Here is a 21636-nt window from a genome sequence, read left to right as displayed (position 1 = left end):
TTGATAATTAATAAATAACATCTAATATGCGAATTCATTATGTAATAATTTTTTTTGTTTTTATTTCATGTAAAACTCAAAAATCACAATCAGAATTTGATAAATGTGATTTTATTGTTACTGAAAATGAATCTGATTTTGATGAATTGGTTTCGAATATCGATGAAACTATTTTTTATAAAAATGTTTTAGATAGATTTGAAAAACTTAATAAAGGAATTTTGTTATACACGAAATATTCGAACCATAAATACGGGAAATTTATCTTAATTGAATTTACGAATAACGAAATGCACTGTACTCAGGTTTATCCAAATTCAGAAAAAAATATTCATCTTGATAAATCACAGGAAAAATGGTTTCAATCTAATATTCTATTAATGGAACAAGCTTATTATTATGAAAACTGTAAGAGTTCATCAGATAGATTAAATCTTTTGATTGTCAAACAATCTGATTCTGTTCTTTCAAAATATTTTTCTATGGGTGAATTGTATTTTAATAAAACAAGTTCAAACAAAAACTTTATTCGACTGAAAGAATTTTGGAAAACACAGCTTCTTTGAATTAGTTGTTTTAGTTAATAAAGTAATTTGGATCAATAGGTGTAATCAATTTAAAATACCGATAGTACGGATTTGTAATCCGATCCTTTTTTTAAAATTTAATTGTAAAAAAAATGCCCTACTATTTAGCAGGGCATTTCAATTAAGTTATATCTTCATTTTCCGAATATTCTTTTTCTAATTGATTGGTTCGTCTTCTAACCGACATTTCCGTTCTTTTTTCAGTTAATTGGTCTAAAGCATTTTTTTCAATGTCAATATCCGATGTCGACTCGTAACTGTGGATAGTTCTTTGTTTTGCAGTTTCAATATCATACGAATCTTTACCACTCATCAATTTTACAAATACAGGTAAACATTCAAAAAAGATAAACAAACAAGCGATAAAAATCACCGCATATTTTGTTGAATCGTTACTACTTCCATCCGGATTCAGGTGTAATTTACTCAATGCTGTATTACGGTCAGAAAATCCTGCGATGTTCACTACGCTGTCTAAAGCAGCATCCGATAAAATCTTGGTGTCCAGTAAACCTTCTTTTTCTTTTCTTTCAAACAACTCGGTTTCTTTTTTCTGAATCTTAGAACGCAACGAATCTAAATAGATTTCTTGTTTGTTTAAAAATTCTTCCTTTCTTTTTGCAAACGGACCATATCCCATTACTCCTGAAGTTTCGGCAGTTTTAGTACCAAATATTTCATGATTTAGTTTCTGTCTGTCATCCTTAATACTAACATCTAACGAATCAGCTTCGGTTTTGAACTTGTTTAATTGTGTGTATTCTATTTGATATTTATTCTCAAAAGTACTGTTCAATGTATCTATCGTAGCTTGTTGTTTTATTAAATATTCGGTTCGTAGATGTTCGCGAATTTCCTTGTCAAATATTTTTAGCTCTAAAGGTCTTGATATTACAATACCAATGATAACAGCAAGAATAATACGAGGTAAAGCTTGCAGAAATTGTTTGTAATTGCTTTTTGATTTATCAATACTCAGTACAATATATCTATCCATATTAAAAATAGCCAATCCCCAAATCAATCCAAAAAGGGCTGCATAGAAAACGGCAAAGTCACTTCCGCTAAAAATAAAATATAAGGCATAACCACCAGCTAATGCTGCAAAAAGTCCTGTGAAAAATATAGTAGCTCCAATGCTAAAATATTTACTATGTTCTTCTGGATATTTCTGAAGCGTTTCTTTATGAACTCCAGCGCACCACCAAAAGAAGTTTTTTATTGTATTCATTGTTTTCGATTATAAATTATGCAAAATTAGATTAGTTTGTTACGTTATCTAGTTAAATTTCAGTTAAATGCTTTATCTCGCAGAAATAAATGAATTGTCTAAAAGTAATCAAAAATAGTATCGATTTTGAATTAGCAGTCTTTTGTTTGAATAAAGATGTATATTTATGGAATATGAGCTAAATGGATTATGAAAAAAAATATTGTTTTAAAACTTTTAATAATTTCGTTTTTTCTAAGTTCTTGTAATTTAGAAAAGAAGAATAGTTATACGGGTTACGCACTATTATCTTACATAACTAATTCTGATTTTAAAACTCTACGAATTATAATGTTATCAGAATACGATGCAAATCAGAATGTCGAGAATTATTTAGCTAAACATTCAACCCTTAATGGTATTTTAATTTCAGTTAAATCGGACAACCCTAGTTATTTCAAAATTTTGAAAAACGCTGAATTGAAAAAACATAAAGTATATGATAGTTTTACTTTAGTTAAAATTGATTTTGAGATTGAAAATGTTGATCAAAAATGGATTAGGGAAGAAGAATCTATTTTATATAATTTCGAAAAAAAGAATAAATTCAAATATGTTTTATATAGCAATTTTAAAGAAAACGTCAATATGCTAAATATACAAGAAATAATATATTTATGATGTTGATAAAAATGTAATTGTTTAGATTCGAAAACGTATTTTCAATTGCATTTAGATAAAAAATAAAGCTTATTTGAATTATTTAAACTTCAATCTCTTTTTAATGTTTCAATTATTAATTTAAATTTATGAAGTATATTTATTTTGTATCGTTTCTTTTAATTGGGATTCTATTATTTGGCTGTAAAGCAAAAAAATATCCTTATAAATACGTTACTTACATGTCTGATCCTAAACTTAAATTACCTAGTGATAAAATTGAATTGTTTTTTACTAACGATTCCACAGGATATTTTTTAAATTATTTATCTAAAGATGATGTTTTTAAGCAAGAATTTATTTATAACAATTCAGATATTAATTTTGTATGTATTAAAAGAGTAGATACAATTAATCAAAATGTTGTTTCTTTAAAACCTAATGATACAATTGTCTATGTTAAAGATAAAATGTATTTTTTATTTAGAGGAGAAGAAAAATTTCTCTTATATTTTAAAAAAGAAAAAAACTAAAGATAATGTTTCAAATACGTTTTTGTTAGAAAACAATCTTCATTGTGCAGATTTGAAACTCGTACATTAAAAACCAATTTAAAAAAGCAAATCCATACAGCCTGAAATGAAACGGAGTTGAAGACTTTCACAAAACTGAATTTGTTACTTAATTACATTTTTAGTATCTTAACAAGAAATTTAAATATGTTTTTTTCTGGTTCAAGACATTTTTATGATCGTTATCGATTAAATTCTCCTAAAGGAAATTTTGTTTTAAAAATTACCGAAGAACAGTTGATTTATCAGTTTTCAAACGATATTCTAAAGGTTTTTCCTGAGTTTGTTTCTTTGCCTCATAAATTCAAATTAAATTTTGCCAAACGTATCTTGAATTTCTTACGACAATACGAGTTTGTTGAAAAAGAAAATGTACAGTTAACCAATGCGCATAAAATTTCAATTGCGGCTAGTTATATCAAGTTGACCTTAGGTTTTACGAATTATTTAGTAAATACGTTTCATTCGATACTTGTTTATCCAACGGCTCAATATTTTCCACATTTAAACGAAACACATACCGGACATTTTAATCCAAAAATGAAAGTAATTATGTTGGCTTTGGATGAATATGAACGCGATATTTATTTCAATGCTGATGGTAAGGACGTGGCGTTACATGAATTTACGCATGCGCTTTGTTTTGAAATGTTACAAACAAATGCAAAACATCCAAATGCTGAAAATTTTCAAAAGTTTTTTCAACGAATTCAAAAATGGTTTTCTGTACCTGAGAATCGATTTTCTGTAGAACAATCTAATTTTTTACGAACATATGCATATACGGATCGTTTAGAATTAATTTCGGTTTTGATTGAATTATTCTTCGAAAAAGCGAATATATTTAAGCAAACTTTCCCTGATTTATATCTTTTAACAGGAAGTATGATTAAACATCCAAAAATAAATTCAAAAACATGATATTCGTCATGTTTTTTTTTATTCCATAAATATATATTTGACCCAACAAAACATGATAATGATGAAAGAACGTATTTTGATTTCAGCCATAATGACTTCAAATGTGATTAAGTTGAATATAAATGATTCTTTGACAAAAGCAGAAAAATTATTTAAAGAAAATAAGATTCGTCACATTCCAGTAGTTTCTGGAAATTCGATTGTAGGTATGTTAAGTTATACCGATATGTTGAAAATTGCCATTCCAGATGTGGATGATAACGATGAATGTGTAGTTTCAACCGTTTATAATATGTTCACGCTAGAACAAGTGATGACCAAAAATGTTGAAACGTTATATTTTTATGATTATGTAAAAACAGCAGCAAAGGTATTCTCTGAAAGTGAATTTAGAGCATTGCCAATTGTTGATGAAGATAAAAATTTAGTAGGTATTTTATCTACAACCGATTTGATTAAGTTTTTACTTTCTCAATTTAACGGGTAATTACGATTTTTTATTTATTCTTTTGGGCGATTGAATAAATAGATATTTTTTCTAGTATTTTGTTGAATTCAAATTAAAATTTACTCAATTTTTTTTAGTAGATTTTTAACTGACATGTATTTATTTTGGGCGATTTAAATGCAAATTTGTTAGATTGAAAAAAAAAGGAGCTTCAATATCGAAGCTCCTTTTTGTATTTTATAAAGTTGTAATTTTCTTTAAATCAGCAATGGTTTCAATTGGGTTTTCTGCATTGAAAACAAAACTTCCAGCAACCAAAACATCAGCTCCAGCTTCGGCTAATTGTTTTGCATTTTTACTAGTAACGCCACCATCGATTTCAATTAAAGTATTTGCGTTATTTCTAACAATGATTTCCTTTAATTGTTTTACCTTTTTGTATGTGTTTTCGATGAATGATTGACCACCAAAACCAGGATTCACACTCATGATACAAACCAAATCAACATCATTAATCACATCTTCCAATAAAGCAACGTTTGTGTGCGGATTAATAGCAATCCCAGCTTTCATTCCTTCAGCCTTAATAGCTTGTAACGAACGGTGTAAATGGTTGCAGGCTTCGTAATGAACCGTTAAAATATCAGCACCTAAATCTTTAAAAGTTTTAATGTATCTGTCCGGATCAACAATCATTAAATGGACATCGATTGTTTTTTTTGCGTGTTTAGAAATGGCTGCTAAAACTGGCATTCCAAAAGAAATATTCGGAACAAAAACACCATCCATAATATCAATATGAAACCAATCTGCTTCACTTTTATTGATCATCTCAACATCGCGTTGAAGGTTTGCAAAGTCTGCGGCTAACACAGACGGAGCGATTAAAGTATTTTTCATTTGTTGTGTTGTATATTCTGCAAAGGTACAAATATTTCAGGTTGTTTTTATCTTAGAATTTTCTTAAAACCTAATTTCAAAACAGCTATTTTTTTATAATAATCTTTATTTGGGTGTTCCCTTCGGGCGGGCTTTCCGCTGTATCTTTTTTGTTTCGTTCAAGAACGAACAAAAAAGGATGTCGCTTCAATCCCTAACACAATGGCGTTGTTGTATTACATCCCGATGTTTTACACGATTCATACTTCTTCAATCATCATTCGAAAATCAAATAAAAAGATATTCACAATTATTTTTTGGCGACATCTTCTGTCATTATTTTAGACTAATTTTGTGTTCTTAATAAGACTTTCGATATGCAAATGAAATCACTTCACGCTTCAGAAAATTTAGAAATATTCGGATTAGAAACTTCCGAAAACAACGAAATTGCTCTAGTAAACGCAGGAGTAAAAGCTGGATTTCCAAGTCCCGCAGGAGATTTTATTTTCGATACAATTGATTTAAATCGCGAGTTAATCAAAGATCCAGACACCACTTTTCTGGCTCGTGTTTCTGGAAGTTCAATGCAAGATATGCGAATTTATGATGGCGATTTAATTTTGATAGATCGTTCTATTGCACCTTCAAACGGAAAAATTGCAGTTTGTTATATCGATGGTGAATTCACTTTGAAACGTTTAGAAATTATTAAAGAAGCTGGTGAAATCAAGAAGATTTTACTTTGCCCAGAAAATGCTGATTTTTCTCCGATTGAAGTTTCTCCAGAAAACGATTTTCTAATTTGGGGAATTCTAACTTATGCTATAACTAAATATTAAGCCGTGTTCGCACTATTAGATTGCAATAATTTTTACGCCTCGTGCGAACGTGTTTTTCAACCGCATTTAAACGGGAAACCAATTTGTGTTTTAAGTAATAATGATGGTTGTGTAATCGCACGTTCTGAAGAAGCTAAAACTTGCGGCATTCCGATGGGCGCTGTTGCGTTTGAATATGAAGAAGCTTTTAAACAACATCAAATTCAGTTGTTTTCTGCAAACTTTATTTTATATGGCGATTTAAGTAATCGAATTATGAATATCATTCGTCGTTATTGTAACGATGTAGAAGTATATTCGATAGATGAAGCGTTTATGGATTTTTCTTCTTATCAAAATATCGATTTAAAAAAACATTGCGAAAATTTACGTGCTTTTGTAAAACAAGGAATCGGAATTCCAACATCAATCGGAATTGCGCCAACTAAAACCTTGTCTAAAATTGCGAACCGAATTGCTAAAAAATATCCAACTCAAACCAATCACGTTTATGTTTTAGATTCGGACGAGAAAATTCAAAAAGCATTAAAATGGATGAAAATTGGTGATGTTTGGGGAATTGGTCGTCAGTTAGAAAAACGTTTTTTAGCTAAAGGAATTAAAACCGCTTGGGAATTTTCGCAACTTCCAGAATCTTTGGTTCGTAAAGAAATGGGTGTGGTTGGTGTTCGTATGTTGTATGAATTACGTGGAATTCCACAGTTGGATTTAGAACTTCCTAAAACCAGAAAAAACATTGGTGTCAGTAGAACTTTTGCTAAAGTTTGTAAAACTCAAGAAGAATTGGAAGAACGGATTGCAACTTTTGCAGTTCACGGAAGTGAAAAACTTCGAAGTCAAAAATCGTGTGCTTCTTTGTTAACCGTTTTTATTCGAACCAATACCAAAAAAGAAGGACAACAACAATATGTAAATCAGTTTACGGTGAGTTTGCCCACGCCAACCAATTCGGCAATCGAGTGGAGTAAGGCGGCAAAATTAGCTTTGAGTAAAATTTATTTAGACGGATTTTTATATAAAAAAGCTGGAATCGTAATTGGCGGAATCGTACCAGAAACCGATCGTCAAATGGATTTGTTTACCGAAGATCAGTACATCAAACATCGTCCGATTATGAAAGTGATGGATATTCTGAATAAAAAATATCGCGATAATAAAATTAGATTAGGTTCGCAATCTTTAGGTGAAACTTGGGTAATGAAACGTGCCTATTTGTCCAAATCCTATACAACAGATATTAAAGATTTGATTAATGTGAAGGTTTAATTCTAATTTGAATTAAATTCATAACTTTTGTTAAATTCAGATAATTTAGACAAGTTCTAAATCATTAATGATTTTTGATTTTGTAAATTTGTATGTCTTACACAAACTAAATTAAAATGATCGATTTTATATATCAGGATTCATTTCCTATTCAAAAAGACGATACACAATATCGCAAAATATCTTCAGATTACGTAAAAGTTGAAAAATTAGGTGATCGCGAAATCTTAACAGTTGATCCAAAAGGATTAGAATTGTTAGCTGAAGTGGCGATGTCTGATGTTTCTTTTATGTTACGTACCTCGCATTTAGAAAAATTACGTGCGATTATTGATGATCCAGAAGCAACAGATAACGATCGTTTTGTAGCTTACAATTTATTACAAAATGCTGCGGTTGCTGTAAACGGTGAATTACCTTCTTGTCAAGATACCGGAACTGCAATTGTTATGGGTAAAAAAGGTGAAAACGTTTATACCGGAGCTGATGATGCTGAAGCTTTATCAAAAGGTATTTTTAATACGTATGTGAACAAAAACTTACGTTATTCTCAAATCGTTCCAATTTCAATGTTCGAAGAGAAAAACTCAGGCTCAAACTTACCTGCGCAAATCGATATCTATTCTAAAAAAGGAAATTCTTACGAATTTTTATTCTTAGCAAAAGGTGGAGGTTCTGCAAACAAAACATTCTTATACCAACAAACAAAATCGCTATTAAACGAAAAATCATTAGAAGCTTTCGTTAAAGCTAAAATTATGGATTTAGGAACGGCTGCTTGTCCTCCTTACCATTTAGCTTTAGTAATCGGTGGAACTTCTGCAGAAGCTACTTTGGCAACTGTGAAAAAAGCATCTGCTGGATATTACGATAATTTACCTACTACAGGAAATATGGCTGGTCAAGCTTTCCGCGATTTAGTTTGGGAAGAAAGAATCAAACAAATTTGCCAGGAATCTGGAGTTGGAGCTCAATTTGGAGGGAAATATTTAGTGCACGATGTTCGTGTAATTCGTTTACCTCGTCACGCTGCTTCTTGTCCAGTTGGTTTGGGAGTTTCTTGTTCTGCTGATAGAAATATCAAAGGAAAAATCACTTCGGAAGGAATTTTTGTTGAGCAATTAGAAACAAATCCAGCTCGTTTATTACCAGAATCGGCTCCACATTTAGAAGCTCCAGTTGAGATTGATTTAGATCAACCAATGGAAAGTATCTTAGCTGAGTTAACGAAACATCCAATCAAAACTCGTTTAATGTTAAACGGAACGGTGATTGTTGCTCGTGATATCGCTCACGCTAAAATCAAAGAAATGTTAGATAATGGTTTAGGAATGCCAGATTATTTCAAAAACCACCCAGTATATTACGCAGGTCCTGCTAAAACTCCAGACGGAATGGCTTCAGGTTCATTCGGGCCAACAACTGCCGGACGTATGGATTCTTATGTTGACCAATTCCAAGCAGCTGGCGGATCTATGATTATGTTAGCAAAAGGAAATCGTTCACAACAGGTTACAGATGCTTGTGCAAAACATGGAGGTTTCTATTTAGGATCAATTGGTGGGCCAGCAGCAATCTTAGCTCAAGATAATATCTTAAAAGTTGAAGTAGTTGATTTTGATGAATTAGGAATGGAAGCCGTTCGTAAAATTACAGTTAAAAACTTCCCTGCATTCATTATCACTGACGATAAAGGAAATGATTTCTTCCAAAATTTATAATCTAAATAATTAGTTTTAGACATAAAATCACAAGCTCTATAAGGTGAAAACTTTATAGGGCTTTTTGTTATGAAAGTTTTTATTGATACTCTGAAAAAATTATGTCATTGTTTTTATTTAGTTTAATCAATGGGAAATTTGGGTGATTATATAATGTAAAATAATTTTCATTTATTCCTTCCTTAAACTTAAAATTATCAAATCTGTACATATTCAGAAGTTTTTGATTGATTAGCTTTTCTCCTTTTTGATTGTAAAAATTTGAATAAATTCTTTCATAATCGCTTACTTCATATATTCCTTTGTAAATTTCTTCAATTTTGGTATCTTTTTTATCAATCTTAAAAATGGTATTTCCCATATAATCCATAACAAACGATTTTTTCCGATTAGAAACAATAATCTGTCCGTAATCATTAAAATAATCGTTATATCTATTAGATTCTAAATGTTCTCTTTGCTCGAAAGTTTCTAATATTTTTATGGTTTCAAATTGTTCATTTATAATTTTAACTGTGTTTGTTTCCTTGCGATACAATGGTTCTCCATAATAATTAAATTCTTGTTCTTCCAAAATCTTTTCTAAAACGATACCATATCCTTTATAAAAATTCGTCAACGGTATTAAGTCACTTTTTATTTTTTCTCCATTTATATCCATAAAAAGAGCATTTTTTCTGGCTTTTACATTCGTGAAAATTGAACTTTCGATAGGCAATCCATCTAAATTGATAAACTCTTTAGGAACTTTTTGCTTTTTAGATTTATAGACAAGATAGTATTTATTATTAGATTTTTTTATCAAGTAATTTTCTGCATTCCAGTATTTCACAATGCTATCTTTTGTAGCAAACACTTCTTTCCCAGTAAATTTATCTAATATAACAGTAACTTTTTTACCTTTTTTTGTTCGTTGATTAAAAAGTAATTTTCGATCACGGTAAAAGCCATAAGGGCTTTCCCTTTCGTCAAACCAACTAGGCCTATCATACTTCGGTTCAGTAACAAACACTCCTTGTGGATTTGCCATTGCGTATTTTTCATTTTGTGAAATCCATCCATAATCACCTGATAAACCGTCTCTTATATTACTGAAAGTTAATTCTCTTTCAAAATGATAATCATCTATTGTACCTAATTCTTTCATCAATTCAAAAACATGATAATTTCTACGATTTGAATTGCCATTTACATAACATCTATTTGTAGATTCTCTAAAAATTATTGCTTTTGGGTCAAAAGGAGTAACAATATTCGTTTCAATAATTCCATAGTCTTTAAGATATACATACGTATATTCTTTTGAAATTTTGCCATTAGAGCCAATAAAAACGTAACCTTTTTCGGTCTTTTTTAATGAAATAAGTTCGTTCAATTTTATAACATCTCCACTTTTATTGAGTTGTGCATTGGATAAAAATGAATTTATAATGATAAATAATAGAAAAATATTTTTCAAAATATGCTGATTTAGTATGAGTTGCTAAAATAATCAAAAGTTGTTCTTAATTCTATGTACTTGAATAAAATTGATTATTTAAATGGAAATTACTTGACTGGTAGTTCTGAGAATGTCCAAAATGTTTGGTGTGACCGTAAATGAATTATTTCAGTTAGATGATGAATAATTTTTTATTATCTTTAGTACTTTAACCTTTATCGTTATGAAAAAAATCTTTAAGATTTTATTAAAAATCATCAAGTGGTTTGTAATTATATTAGCTATAATTATTGCGCTTTTATATATTTTCGGATATGGATATTTAGTTCGTGGTGTGCGTGTAACCTATTTGACAGGGCACAAAACTGCCTTTTTAGAGGATTATGAATATTTCGATAATCGTACTATTGAGAAAGGAACCGCTCAACCTTGGAAGATTTCCAAAGGTTATAACAAAGTTCCAACAACTGAAAAATTAAATCAAACTAATAAAGATTTAGGAACTACTTCATTTTTAATCATTAAAGGAGATAGCATTTGGCACGAAAGTTATTATGATATTGGAAGCGAAACGGCTAAGACCAATTCGTTTTCTATGGCAAAAAGTATCGTTTCTTCTGCTTTAGGGAAAGCGATTGATTTGAAAATGATTCCAAATCTTGATGCTAAGGTAATCGATTATCTTCCAAAATTAAAAGGTCAATATGCAAAGGATTTGACGGTTGGAGATTTGTCTTCAATGGCTTCTGGTCACAGTTGGGTTGAAGATTATTACGGTCCAACTTCTTTAACATCTCAAGCATATTTTAAGAAGGATATTCGTGAATTGATGTTAAGTTTAGGTGTCGATAAAAAGCCAGGACAGGAATTTATTTATCAAAGTGGCGATACACAATTATTGGCAATGGTTCTTGAAAAAGCTACGAATATGAAATTGTCAGATTTTGTTTCAAAGTATTTTTGGCAGCCGATGGGAATGGAGCAAGATGCGCTTTGGCAACTTGACCACGAAGGTGATGGAATCGAAAAAGCGTATTGTTGTATTGCTAGTAACGCAAGAGATTTTGCGAAATTCGGAAAGTTGTTTAGACAAAATGGAAATTGGAATGGAGAACAAATTCTTTCTGAAGAATTTATTCAAAAATCAATAAATCCTCGTTTTACTGAAAGTCCGCAATATGGTTACGGTTGGTGGTTATCAAATTATCAGAACAAACAAATTTATTATATGCGTGGTCATTTAGGACAGTTTGTAATTGTGATACCAGAAGATGATTTGATAATTGTTCGATTAGGACATTTAAAAGGTTTACAAACCAAAACTGACCCACACAGCGAAGATTTTTATATTTATATTGATGAAGCACAAAAAATGATTAATCAGAAGTAAAATGTTAGACAAAATCCACCTACAAAATATTCTTTTTTTAGATATTGAAACAGTTCCAGAAGTTCATAAATTCAATGAATTAGATGAAACTACGCAATCACTTTTTGCTGACAAAACAGCTTATCAGCGTAAAGAAGATGTTTCTCCTGAGGAATTTTATCATCGGGCTGGTATCTGGGCTGAGTTTGGTAAAATCGTATGTATTTCTGTTGGATATTTTGTTATTAAAAATGACATTCGACAATTTAGAACGACTTCTTTTTTTGGTGATGAAATTAAGATTTTACAAGATTTTACGAATCTTTTGCAAAATCATTTTAACAGTCCTCAAGTTGTCTTATGCGGACATAATATAAAAGAATTCGATTTACCATTTATTGGTCGTCGTATGATTATTCACGGACTTGAAATTCCAAATAAATTAAATTCAATTGGCAAAAAACCTTGGGAAATTCCTCATTTGGATACGATGGAATTATGGAAATTTGGCGATTACAAACACTTTACGGCTCTAAAATTATTAACGCATATTTTAGGAATTTCTTCGCCAAAAGATGATATTGATGGAAGTCAAGTAGCAGAAATTTATTATGTAGAAAACGATATTGATAGAATAATTATCTATTGCGAAAAAGATGTTCTTGCGGTCGCTCAAGTTCTTTTAAAGTTTAAAAGACTGCCTATTTTAACAAATGATGAGGTAATTTCTGTATAAGTTTAAAAGTTAAAGAAAAGTTAAAACTTGGATTTTTTATCTATTTTTAAAAAATGTTATAGAGCTTTGTAACATCAAATAACAAGAGAAAAATGAATTTTATTAAACATCATACAATGAAGAATATGTGGGTTTTTACCGACAGAGGTTTTGTATGTGCTAAATAAATATCTAAAATATAGCTAATCGAAAAAATCCTCTGCATACGTAGAGGATTTTTTTTTTGCACTAAAAATAAAATTATGATAAAAAATAATAAAAATATTATGATGATGTGGCATTGTTCGAAATATCGAATGTGATGTTCAAATGTGTTGTGATTTAATCAGTTAAGTGTTTAATACAATCCTTTTGAGCTTTTTCAAAAGGATTTTTTTTATAAAGTAAAATGAGTTTAAGAAATATATCAGTTTTAGGTTTTTCAAATAATGATTCGCAATTCATAGTGAAATCAAAAGACTTAAACATCAAAATAAACAATCAATTAAATGGGGCAACTTCAGACCAAGGAAATGGACCTCTTGAATTTTTATTAGCTGGTATTGCTGGAGCTATAAATGCGATTGGTAATCAAGTAGCTGCCGAACAAAGTTTTGATTTAAAATCAATTCAGGTCGAAATTACTGGAGTGATTGAATCTAAAAAATCAGATGGTTTAAAAACCCGTTCTCGTGCTGGCTTCAAGTCAATCGATGTGGTGATAAAACCTTCTACAAATGCTTCATTAACAGAAATCAAATCTTGGATGGATGAAGTAAAAGCACGTTGTCCAATTTATGATAATCTAACCAACGCAACGCCTGTTGTGATGACGGTTGTCAAAGATTACAACGTTCCAAAAGTGGCATAATGTTGTGTATTTGCACATAAAATAGTGTTTAGTTTGTTTTTTTAGAACTGCCTTTGAGATTAGTCACCTTAAAGGCAGTTTTTTTATGATTTTTGATAAAATAGAACTAATTTAGATTCGTAATTTTTTATAGATGAATAAATTAATTGAGGTCGAAAATGTTGTAATTTCTTTTTTGCGTGATAACGAATGGAATCCCGTTATAAAAGGAAGTTCATTCTGTGTTTATGAAAACGAAATTGTTGGAATTGTTGGTGAATCAGGTTCTGGTAAATCCGTTACTTCATTGGCTTTAATGGGATTATTACCAAAAGAAGTTTCTCAAATTTCGGAAGGAAAAATCATTTTCAATAACCAAGATATTACCCGTTTTTCCCAACACGATTTCAGAAAATTACGTGGAAATCAAATGGCAATGATTTTTCAAGAACCAATGAGTTCGTTAAATCCATCAATGAAATGCGGAAAGCAAGTTGCCGAAATGCTTGAAGAACATACAAAACTTTCTGAAAAAGAAATTAAAACAGAAGTTTTGTCGTTGTTTGAAAAAGTAAAACTTCCGAATCCAGAAGAGATTTTTAATAAATATCCACATCAAATTTCAGGCGGACAAAAACAACGTGTAATGATTGCGATGGCATTGGCTTGCAAGCCAAAATTACTAATCGCCGATGAACCAACAACCGCTTTAGATGTAACGGTTCAGAAAGAAATTATTCATCTTTTAAAAGAAATTCAAGCAGAAACGCAAATGAGTATTTTGTTTATTTCTCACGATTTATCTTTGATTTCTGAAATCGCAAATCGAGTTTTGGTTATGTTTAAAGGAGAAATTGTAGAACAAGGTTTGAGTCAAGAAATCTTTAAAAATCCAAAACATATTTATACGCAAGCTTTGATTGCTTCTCGTCCTTCGATGGATGTTCGTTTGAAACGTCTAGCTACGATTCAAGATTTTTTAAACGATTCGGTGCAAACCGAAATCATCACTTCAGAACAACGTCAAAATCATTTAGAAGAATTATATAGTCAGCCGCCTTTATTGGAAGTGAAAAATCTGGAAAAAGAATATTTTTCTAATGTTGGGTTATTCGGAAAAGAGAAAGGTTTCAAAGCGGTCAACGATGTAAGTTTTAAAATCTATGAAGGCGAAACTTTAGGATTGGTTGGTGAAAGTGGTTGTGGAAAATCAACTTTAGGAAATGCGATTCTTCAATTGGATAAACCAACTGCTGGTGCTGTTTATTATAAAGGAGTTGATATAACCAAACTTCCAGCAAAAGAAATTAAAGCGTTACGTAAAGAAATTCAGATTATTTTTCAAGATCCATTTGCGTCTTTAAATCCTAGAATTACTGTCGGAAAAGCGATTATGGAACCGATGCAAGTTCATAAATTATATAAAAATGATAATGAACGTAAACAAAAAACAATTGAAATTCTAGAACGTGTTGGTTTAGACGAATCGTATTTTGACCGTTATCCGCACGAATTTTCTGGTGGTCAACGTCAGCGAATCGGAATTGCAAGAACGGTTGCGCTTCAACCAAAATTGATTGTTTGTGACGAATCGGTTTCAGCTTTAGATATTTCGGTTCAAGCTCAGGTTTTGAATTTATTGAATGAGTTAAAAGAAAATTTTGGATTTACTTACATTTTTATTTCGCACGATTTAGCTGTTGTAAAATATATGTCAGACCAAATTGTTGTGATGAATAAAGGGAAAATCGAGGAAATGGCAGATGCCGATATTATTTATTCGAATCCTCAGAAAGATTATACCAAGAAATTAATTGATGCGATTCCGAAAGGGATTTAATTGCTATAGTTTGTAAGTGTTAAATTTTTAATTTGTTTTTAGAATATTAAGATAAAAACCAAGTGTTATTTTAGTTATATTTGATTAATATAATAAAACAGCATGATTTCTGTATATAAATTTAAATCAAAATTTCAGCAATTACTTACGCCGATTTTGATTTTTTTTCACAAAAATAAAATAACTGCAAACCAAATTACAATCGCATCTATTTTACTTTCGATTGTGATTGGATTCTTATTTTGGAACGCAACTTGTTCGAGATGGTTATTTTTAAGTTTGCCAATCGGATTATTAATTCGAATGGCAATGAATGCGCTTGACGGAATGATGGCGAGAACTTACAATCAAACAAGCAAATTAGGTGAAGTCTTAAATGAAATTGGAGATGTTGTTTCAGATGTCATTATTTTTTTTCCATTATTGATATTCCAACCAGAAAGTTTATATCTAATAGTTGTTTTCATTGTTTTGAGTGTGATAAATGAATTTTGCGGATTACTTGGCAAAATTGTTGGAAATGAAAGACGAAATGATGGACCGATGGGAAAAAGTGACAGAGCTTTAATCCTTGGTTTATATGGAGTTTTGATGTTTTTTGGTGTTTCTATTTCGGCGATTTCTAATTATGTTTTCGGAGTTCTAATAATTCTTCTATTAATTAGCTCTTTTGTCAGATTAAAAAAGGTACTGAATGAATAAATCCGAAAACAAATTTGCAGATGTTCCCATAAGAGTTAAAACGTGGGTTTTTATCATCATTGCTTTTGCGATTGGAATTTCACATCCAATTGCAATGACTTTTTTTGTTTCTTGGTTAATATTTCAAAGCTTTTTTGAATTTCTTAGAATGTTCAAAGTAGATACAAATCGATTGATGATTTCCGTTTTTGTTGGATTTACTCAACTTCTGTTTTTGAATTTCCTAGATTTTCAAGCATTTTTTCTTTGTAATGCTGCATTGATGTTGATTATTTTGAGTTGCTTTTTATTTTCGAAAGTTTCATTTTCTAAAATTTTCAATATTGGTTTAGCACTAGCAATTTGCCTTTTTTCTTTTCCGTTTTTATATTTTATCCGAACGAATTTACAAGGATTAAATTTGATTATTGTCATTGTAGTTACCACCGAATTAAATGATGTTTTTCAATATTTAATGGGAAAGTTTTTCGGTAAACATAAAATTACTCCAAAAATAAGTCCAAATAAAACACTTGAAGGTTTTCTTGGAGGTGTTTTTTTAACCATTGTTTTATGTAATATTTTAGGTTTTTTAATATTAAAATCAAGTATTATAACTAATTCAATTTTAGGATTAATTATTGGTCTTTTTGGTTTTTTTGGAGATGTTTTCATGTCTTATTTAAAACGTAAAGCAAACATAAAAGATACAGGAAATCTTCTGCCCGGGCACGGCGGTTTGTTAGACAGAATGGATAGTTTGGTATTCAACGCACCCATCTTTTTTTGGATTTTACCTTATGTTTTAAAATTGTAAAATATGAATCAAAAATTCAATAATGCCGTAATTTTTTCTGGAGGAGGAACTCGATTGGTTGTTTATCTCGGAATGTTTGCTGCTCTTGAAAAGCTCGGAATAAAACCAGATGTGATTATTGCTTCTTGTGGCGGTGCTTTTGCAGCAACAGTAATTAATGCTTTTCCAGATAATTTTTCCAGAAAACAATATGTACAATCGGAAGAATATTATCAATTTGTTTCAAATACAAAACTTACTAATTTTCGAAAGCTTCACAAAATTGGACTTTTAACGTTGAGTAAAATTCGAAATAATACAAATGCGCCATTTATCGAAGATGTTTTCTCAAGATATTTGGTTGAAATGAATCAAGATTTGTCAGTTTATTTTCCAAGTTTAAAGAATGTGAGATTTTCTCAAGAAATTCCAACGGTAATTGTAGGTTCAGAAATTCTATTTAATCCTTCTGAAACTTCAAAAAAGCGAAATGAAAGAAAATTATATAGGAAGGTCTTTTTTACAGATTCTGAAACTGAAAATCGAATTAATCCTGAATTAATTTTTGAAATTTCTGATATTTATAAAAAAAGTACCATCGACAATAATCCTAAAATTGAAACGAAATTTTCGATGTTAGAAAGTACTCGGGTTTCCATTTCGGATATGTTTTATGTTGCTCCTGCTTTTTTTGACAATCGTTATTTTGCTGGAGGTGCGATTGATTTAATTCCGATTGAACTTGCAAAAAGTTTTTCGAATAACATTTTTTATGAAAAAAAACAGATTTATAGTAAAACCGAATTAGCTTTTGTTCGTTCTGTTTTAGGTTATGATGGAAATCAAAGATTGCAAGAAATTGAAAATGCTTTTCCTGATTTTCAAATTGATATGAGTTCTATTAAGTCGGATTTGAAAGGACATTATTTAGAAAAAAATATCGATTGGAAACGATTTCAAATTGATTTTTTATATCCGAAAAATTATCAAAGTTTTAAAGAAGATATTGAAAAACAATGGCAATATGGTTTTAATCTAACCATAAAAAGTTTAAAAACATATAATCAATAATTTGAATATGAAACATGTTTTTATTGTTGGCGGAACTTCAGGAATTGGATATTCTCTGGCGCAACTTTATCTTGAAAAAGGTTTTGTTGTGGGAATTTGCAGTCGCGATATTTCAAAAATTTCAGATTCACAAAAGTCAAATTTTCAAGTTTTTCAAACCAATGTTTCCAATTATATTCAACTTCACGAAACTATTGAATCATTTATTTCTAAAGAAAAAAAAATAGATATTTTTATCAATTGTGCAGGATGTTATACCGAAGATGTTGCCGATTCTATTTCATATCAACAGGCTGAAGAAATGTTACAAACCAATGTTTTAGGAACAGTAAATGCTTTTGAAGTGGCTCGTAAAATTATGAAAAATCAACAATCTGGAAAAATTGCTGTGATTGCTTCTGTTTCTGGAATTTTGGATTATGAAAATTCAAGTTTATATACAAAAACAAAACGGGCTGTTATTCAAATTGCAAAAGCATATCATCGGGCTTTAAAACCTTTTGGAATTTCAGTGATTACCATCGCTCCAGGATATGTAGATACTCAGAAATTGAGAAATTTGAATGCTAATGATTTAAGTAAAAAGCCATTTCTAGTTGATGAAAAAACAGCTACTAATATCATTTTTAATGCAATTGAAAATGATAAAAAGTTTGTCATCTTTCCATCAAAAATGAAATGGTTAATGCTTTCACTTTCTGTTTTGCCTTCTGCGTTGTTGAATGTTATTATGTTTAAAAAAGCGAAATGGATGAAAAGCAAATAAATATTAAGCAAAAAATTTTTGGATTAATTTTATGTTCTATCGTCTTTGCGATAGTTTATAATTTTACTGCTTGGTATGCAGCAAGTTTTGAAAATGTTCCGTCTTTTGTTTTTGAAATAGAAAAAAATATTCCCTTTATAGCTTCGAGTATTATTCCGTACATGACAAGTGGAATCTTTTTTTGTGCTGTTTTTTTTGTCGTTCAAACCAAAGAACAATTGATTGTTTTAACCAAAAGAATGCTTTTCATAATCTTGATTAGTGGCATTTGTTTTATGTTATTTCCCTTGAAATTTTCAATTGCAAAACCAGAAATAAACAATTCGATTTTAGAAATTCCGTTTCTGTTTTTACAAAAAATGGATTCGCCTTTCAATCAATCGCCATCCTTGCACATTGCATTTGCTTTTGTTTTTTGGTCGGTATTTAGAAATTTTAAAAGTGGAAGAAGATATATCATCATTTGGTTAATTCTATTAGGAATTTCTACATTGACAACCTATCAACATCATTTAATCGATGTTTTTTCTGGTGCTATTTTAGCTCAATTAACTTTTGTGATTTTTCCATTTCGTAAGAATGATTTTCAATTTCGAAATTTTATAGTTGCTAATTTTTACTTTTTATTTGCTTGGATTTTTGCTTTTTTGGCATTAATAATTCAGCAATTTGTAACTGATTTTGGGTTTATTTTCCTTTGGATTTCGTTGATGAATTTCGTTATTGGTTTTCATTATCAAAAAAATCAAACTCGTTTTCTAAAAGATAAATTTGGAACGATTCCTTTACTAAAAAAACTTTTTTATTTACCGTATTTGATTGTTTATTGGTTCTTCTGGAAGTTTTTTCGAAAGAATAAAATACCTGTTGAATTAATTTCAGGTTTGTATGTTTCATCGAGATTAAATCAATCCGATTTAAATGAATTCAATAAAGATGAATGTAATATTATTGTTTATGATTTGTCTGCCGAACTTGAGGAAATCAAAGAGTTAAAAGTTAATAAAAAATATCATTCTGTTCCGTTTTTAGATATTGGAACTTTTGATTTAATCACTACTCAAAATTTAGTCAATCAGATTTTTATTGAATATAAGCAACGTAAGTCAAACGATAAAATATTGATTCATTGTACGATGGGTTTTACGAGAAGTTCTGTAATTGGAATTTTGGTAATGAAAAAAGTTTTATCTTTAACTTTAGAAGAAGTTTTGATAATTGTGAAAAGTAGAAATAAATACGTTGTCATTCATTCTTATTTATTCAATTTTATGAAAAAAGTTAACATATGAAAAACGAGGGCTTTTTTAAAAGTTTTGACGGAAATGAATTATTTTATCGTAAATGGAATTTTCAATCCAATCAAAAAAGTATTATTATCATTCATCGGGGTCACGAACATTCAGAAAGATTGAATGAAATTGCACAATCAAAACCTTTTTCTAAATATAATATTTTTGCATTTGACCTTCGAGGACACGGTTATACCAAAACGGCAACATCTTCTGTTTTTATGGATTATGTTCGAGATTTAGAAGCTTTTTCTAAATTTTTAAATAAAAAGTATGAAGTAAAAACCAATGATATTTTTGTTCTAGCGAATAGTATTGGAGGTGTTGTTGCATCTGCTTGGGTACATGATTTTGCTCCAAAAATTGCAGGAATGGCTTTGTTGGCTCCAGCTTTCCGTATTAATTTAATTGTTCCTTTAGCTAACGAAATGATTACTTTGGGAACAAAATTAAAAAAAGGTTTGATTATCAAAAGTTATGTAAAATCTAAAATGCTAACTCATGATTTAGAGCAGCAAAAAGCTTATGATTCGGATTCGTTAATTACGCGTTCTATCGATGCTGCTTTGTTGATTGATTTGGCAAAAGCAGGAAAGCGAGTTGTTGAAGATGCATGTGCAATTGATACGCCTACCTTGATTTTGGCTGCAGAAAAAGACCATGTTGTTTTTAATAAAGACCAAAAACAGTTTTTTGAAAAGTTAGATACGGAGCTTAAACATTTTGAAGTTTTGCCTAATTTCTTTCACGGAATTTTATTCGATACAGAAAGAGAAAAGGTGTATGACATGATTGTTGATTTTGCAGAAAAATGTTTTGATAAAATTCCTAAAAAGCCATCGCTTTCTCAAGATTTATTTTCGGTTAATGAATTTCAGGATTTGCAAAATAATGTTGGGAATAATCTGAATTTCAAGATGCAAAAAATGATGTTGAGTAGCTTAGGGAAAATGAGCAACGGAATGGCAATTGGATTAAAGTATGGATTTGATTCTGGAGCTTCTTTAAATTATGTATATCAAAACAAACCAAAAGGGAAATTAGGTTTTGGAAAAATTATGGATAAAAATTATCTCGAAGCAATTGGTTGGACTGGAATTCGTATCCGTAAACAACATTTGATTCAGCTTTTAGAAAAAAGTATATCCAAATTGAAAGAAGAAGGCAGAGCGGTTAAAATTCTCGATATTGCTGGTGGAACAGGAAATTATCTTTTTGATATCAAAGATAAATATCCCGATGTTGAAATTGTGATTAACGAATTTGTTACGTCAAATATTGAGATAGGAGAGCAAGTAATTAAAGATAAAAAATATCAAAAAATACGTTTTACGAATTTCGATTGTTTTGATTTTTTTACTTATCAGAAAATTAATTTTGAACCAAATATTACCATAATTTCTGGAATTTTTGAGCTTTTTGGAGATAACGAATTGGCAAATAAAGCCATTCAAGGTGTTGCTTCAATTTCTGAGAAACAGTCGGTTATTGTTTATACGGGACAACCTTGGCATCCGCAATTGAAAATGATTGCGTACGTTCTAAACAATCATCAGAATAAAGATTGGATTATGAGAAGACGTTCACAAAAAGAGCTGGATAGTTTATTTGCTTTTAATAATATCGAGAAGCAACAAATGTTGATTGATGATTTTGGAATATTCACGGTTTCATTAGCTTATTTAAATTTTTAGTTTTTAACTATTTGG

At 30.0% G+C, this 21636-nt stretch carries 21 protein-coding genes; 18 read left to right on the top strand and 3 right to left on the bottom strand.

Annotated features, from left to right (window positions below; genetic code table 11):
* Window positions 1-26 precede the first annotated feature (26 nt).
* Window positions 27-566: a hypothetical protein gene (locus EG240_RS04810; protein ID WP_125017994.1), complete on the top strand. Its 540-nt coding sequence runs from the start codon at window positions 27-29 to the stop codon at window positions 564-566.
* 142 nt (window positions 567-708) lie between these two features.
* On the opposite strand, the gene EG240_RS04805 is transcribed toward EG240_RS04810, so the two are convergent.
* Window positions 709-1818 carry a DUF4407 domain-containing protein gene (locus EG240_RS04805; RefSeq protein WP_125017992.1) on the bottom strand — a complete coding sequence of 370 codons (1110 nt, stop codon included), beginning with the start codon at window positions 1816-1818 and terminating at the stop codon, window positions 709-711.
* 189 nt (window positions 1819-2007) lie between these two features.
* Here EG240_RS04805 and EG240_RS04800 point away from each other — a divergent pair, with 189 nt between their 5' ends.
* The 4 genes from EG240_RS04800 to EG240_RS04785 all read left to right on the top strand — a co-directional run bounded on the left by EG240_RS04800 (window position 2008) and on the right by EG240_RS04785 (window position 4437).
* Complete coding sequence (locus EG240_RS04800; RefSeq protein WP_125017990.1) at window positions 2008-2478, top strand: hypothetical protein; 471 nt, start codon at window positions 2008-2010, stop codon at window positions 2476-2478.
* Between the two features lie 128 nt (window positions 2479-2606).
* Entirely contained in the window at window positions 2607-2990 is a 384-nt protein-coding gene (locus EG240_RS04795; protein ID WP_125017988.1) for a hypothetical protein, read from the top strand.
* 186 nt (window positions 2991-3176) lie between these two features.
* Window positions 3177-3950 carry a zinc-dependent peptidase gene (locus EG240_RS04790; RefSeq protein WP_125017986.1) on the top strand — a complete coding sequence of 258 codons (774 nt, stop codon included), beginning with the start codon at window positions 3177-3179 and terminating at the stop codon, window positions 3948-3950.
* A 61-nt stretch (window positions 3951-4011) separates the two neighbouring features.
* Window positions 4012-4437, top strand: a complete 426-nt coding sequence (locus EG240_RS04785) for a CBS domain-containing protein (RefSeq protein ID WP_125018107.1) — start codon at window positions 4012-4014, stop codon at window positions 4435-4437.
* Between the two features lie 198 nt (window positions 4438-4635).
* Here the strand turns inward: EG240_RS04785 and rpe are convergent, their stop codons facing one another.
* Window positions 4636-5298, bottom strand: coding sequence for a ribulose-phosphate 3-epimerase (gene rpe, locus EG240_RS04780; RefSeq protein WP_125017984.1), 663 nt, complete (start codon window positions 5296-5298; stop codon window positions 4636-4638).
* A 362-nt stretch (window positions 5299-5660) separates the two neighbouring features.
* On the opposite strand from rpe, the gene EG240_RS04775 reads away from it, so the two are divergent.
* The 3 genes from EG240_RS04775 to EG240_RS04765 all read left to right on the top strand — a co-directional run bounded on the left by EG240_RS04775 (window position 5661) and on the right by EG240_RS04765 (window position 9106).
* Window positions 5661-6119 (top strand): LexA family protein, encoded by a 459-nt coding sequence (locus EG240_RS04775; protein ID WP_235830332.1) that lies wholly within the window; start codon window positions 5661-5663, stop codon window positions 6117-6119.
* 3 nt (window positions 6120-6122) lie between these two features.
* A complete protein-coding gene (locus EG240_RS04770; RefSeq protein WP_125017980.1) occupies window positions 6123-7385 on the top strand; it encodes a Y-family DNA polymerase in 1263 nt (420 codons plus the stop codon).
* Window positions 7386-7504: 119 nt separating this feature from the next.
* A complete protein-coding gene (locus tag EG240_RS04765; protein WP_125018105.1) occupies window positions 7505-9106 on the top strand; it encodes a fumarate hydratase in 1602 nt (533 codons plus the stop codon).
* Window positions 9107-9185: 79 nt separating this feature from the next.
* Here the strand turns inward: EG240_RS04765 and EG240_RS04760 are convergent, their stop codons facing one another.
* Window positions 9186-10565: a hypothetical protein gene (locus EG240_RS04760; protein WP_125017978.1), complete on the bottom strand. Its 1380-nt coding sequence runs from the start codon at window positions 10563-10565 to the stop codon at window positions 9186-9188.
* Window positions 10566-10770: 205 nt separating this feature from the next.
* On the opposite strand from EG240_RS04760, the gene EG240_RS04755 reads away from it, so the two are divergent.
* From EG240_RS04755 to EG240_RS04710, 10 genes are all read left to right on the top strand, one after another.
* Window positions 10771-11937 (top strand): serine hydrolase domain-containing protein, encoded by a 1167-nt coding sequence (locus EG240_RS04755; RefSeq protein WP_125017976.1) that lies wholly within the window; start codon window positions 10771-10773, stop codon window positions 11935-11937.
* A 1-nt stretch (window position 11938) separates the two neighbouring features.
* Window positions 11939-12652: a 3'-5' exonuclease gene (locus tag EG240_RS04750; protein WP_125017974.1), complete on the top strand. Its 714-nt coding sequence runs from the start codon at window positions 11939-11941 to the stop codon at window positions 12650-12652.
* A gap of 388 nt (window positions 12653-13040) precedes the next feature.
* The gene (locus EG240_RS04745; protein WP_125017972.1) at window positions 13041-13502 is read left to right on the top strand and encodes an OsmC family protein; all 462 of its coding nucleotides are present in this window, start codon (window positions 13041-13043) and stop codon (window positions 13500-13502) included.
* A 133-nt stretch (window positions 13503-13635) separates the two neighbouring features.
* Window positions 13636-15321 carry an ABC transporter ATP-binding protein gene (locus tag EG240_RS04740; protein WP_125017970.1) on the top strand — a complete coding sequence of 562 codons (1686 nt, stop codon included), beginning with the start codon at window positions 13636-13638 and terminating at the stop codon, window positions 15319-15321.
* A gap of 102 nt (window positions 15322-15423) precedes the next feature.
* Window positions 15424-16023: a CDP-alcohol phosphatidyltransferase family protein gene (locus tag EG240_RS04735; protein ID WP_125017968.1), complete on the top strand. Its 600-nt coding sequence runs from the start codon at window positions 15424-15426 to the stop codon at window positions 16021-16023.
* Window positions 16016-16819 carry a phosphatidate cytidylyltransferase gene (locus EG240_RS04730; RefSeq protein ID WP_125017966.1) on the top strand — a complete coding sequence of 268 codons (804 nt, stop codon included), beginning with the start codon at window positions 16016-16018 and terminating at the stop codon, window positions 16817-16819. Before EG240_RS04735 ends, EG240_RS04730 begins: the two co-directional genes overlap by 8 nt.
* Before the next feature lie 3 nt (window positions 16820-16822).
* On the top strand, window positions 16823-17869 hold the full coding sequence (locus EG240_RS04725) for a patatin-like phospholipase family protein (protein ID WP_125017964.1): 1047 nt from the start codon (window positions 16823-16825) through the stop codon (window positions 17867-17869).
* A gap of 7 nt (window positions 17870-17876) precedes the next feature.
* A complete protein-coding gene (locus EG240_RS04720) occupies window positions 17877-18635 on the top strand; it encodes an SDR family NAD(P)-dependent oxidoreductase (RefSeq protein WP_125017962.1) in 759 nt (252 codons plus the stop codon).
* Window positions 18617-19927, top strand: a complete 1311-nt coding sequence (locus tag EG240_RS04715; RefSeq protein WP_125017960.1) for a phosphatase PAP2 family protein — start codon at window positions 18617-18619, stop codon at window positions 19925-19927. Before EG240_RS04720 ends, EG240_RS04715 begins: the two co-directional genes overlap by 19 nt.
* Window positions 19924-21621: a bifunctional alpha/beta hydrolase/class I SAM-dependent methyltransferase gene (locus EG240_RS04710; RefSeq protein WP_125017958.1), complete on the top strand. Its 1698-nt coding sequence runs from the start codon at window positions 19924-19926 to the stop codon at window positions 21619-21621. Before EG240_RS04715 ends, EG240_RS04710 begins: the two co-directional genes overlap by 4 nt.
* Window positions 21622-21636: the final 15 nt, after the last annotated feature.

Source organism: Paenimyroides tangerinum, from assembly GCF_003865405.1.
In the GTDB taxonomy this organism is placed as follows: Bacteria; Bacteroidota; Bacteroidia; order Flavobacteriales; family Flavobacteriaceae; genus Flavobacterium; species Flavobacterium tangerinum.
The sequence above is the reverse complement of the archived record's forward strand: the minus strand, read 5'-3'. Positions and strand labels throughout refer to the sequence as shown.

Bases quoted from the DNA above. Each gene is read 5' to 3' on its own strand.
- EG240_RS04810 (WP_125017994.1), top strand. From the start codon at position 27: ATGCGAATTCATTATGTAATAATTTTTTTTGTTTTTATTTCATGTAAA.
- EG240_RS04805 (WP_125017992.1), bottom strand. From the start codon at position 1,818: ATGAATACAATAAAAAACTTCTTTTGGTGGTGCGCTGGAGTTCATAAA.
- EG240_RS04800 (WP_125017990.1), top strand. From the start codon at position 2,008: ATGAAAAAAAATATTGTTTTAAAACTTTTAATAATTTCGTTTTTTCTA.
- EG240_RS04795 (WP_125017988.1), top strand. From the start codon at position 2,607: ATGAAGTATATTTATTTTGTATCGTTTCTTTTAATTGGGATTCTATTA.
- EG240_RS04790 (WP_125017986.1), top strand. From the start codon at position 3,177: ATGTTTTTTTCTGGTTCAAGACATTTTTATGATCGTTATCGATTAAAT.
- EG240_RS04785 (WP_125018107.1), top strand. From the start codon at position 4,012: ATGAAAGAACGTATTTTGATTTCAGCCATAATGACTTCAAATGTGATT.
- rpe (WP_125017984.1), bottom strand. From the start codon at position 5,298: ATGAAAAATACTTTAATCGCTCCGTCTGTGTTAGCCGCAGACTTTGCA.
- EG240_RS04775 (WP_235830332.1), top strand. From the start codon at position 5,661: ATGAAATCACTTCACGCTTCAGAAAATTTAGAAATATTCGGATTAGAA.
- EG240_RS04755 (WP_125017976.1), top strand. From the start codon at position 10,771: ATGAAAAAAATCTTTAAGATTTTATTAAAAATCATCAAGTGGTTTGTA.
- EG240_RS04750 (WP_125017974.1), top strand. From the start codon at position 11,939: ATGTTAGACAAAATCCACCTACAAAATATTCTTTTTTTAGATATTGAA.
- EG240_RS04745 (WP_125017972.1), top strand. From the start codon at position 13,041: ATGAGTTTAAGAAATATATCAGTTTTAGGTTTTTCAAATAATGATTCG.
- EG240_RS04740 (WP_125017970.1), top strand. From the start codon at position 13,636: ATGAATAAATTAATTGAGGTCGAAAATGTTGTAATTTCTTTTTTGCGT.
- EG240_RS04735 (WP_125017968.1), top strand. From the start codon at position 15,424: ATGATTTCTGTATATAAATTTAAATCAAAATTTCAGCAATTACTTACG.
- EG240_RS04730 (WP_125017966.1), top strand. From the start codon at position 16,016: ATGAATAAATCCGAAAACAAATTTGCAGATGTTCCCATAAGAGTTAAA.
- EG240_RS04725 (WP_125017964.1), top strand. From the start codon at position 16,823: ATGAATCAAAAATTCAATAATGCCGTAATTTTTTCTGGAGGAGGAACT.
- EG240_RS04720 (WP_125017962.1), top strand. From the start codon at position 17,877: ATGAAACATGTTTTTATTGTTGGCGGAACTTCAGGAATTGGATATTCT.
- EG240_RS04715 (WP_125017960.1), top strand. From the start codon at position 18,617: ATGGATGAAAAGCAAATAAATATTAAGCAAAAAATTTTTGGATTAATT.
- EG240_RS04710 (WP_125017958.1), top strand. From the start codon at position 19,924: ATGAAAAACGAGGGCTTTTTTAAAAGTTTTGACGGAAATGAATTATTT.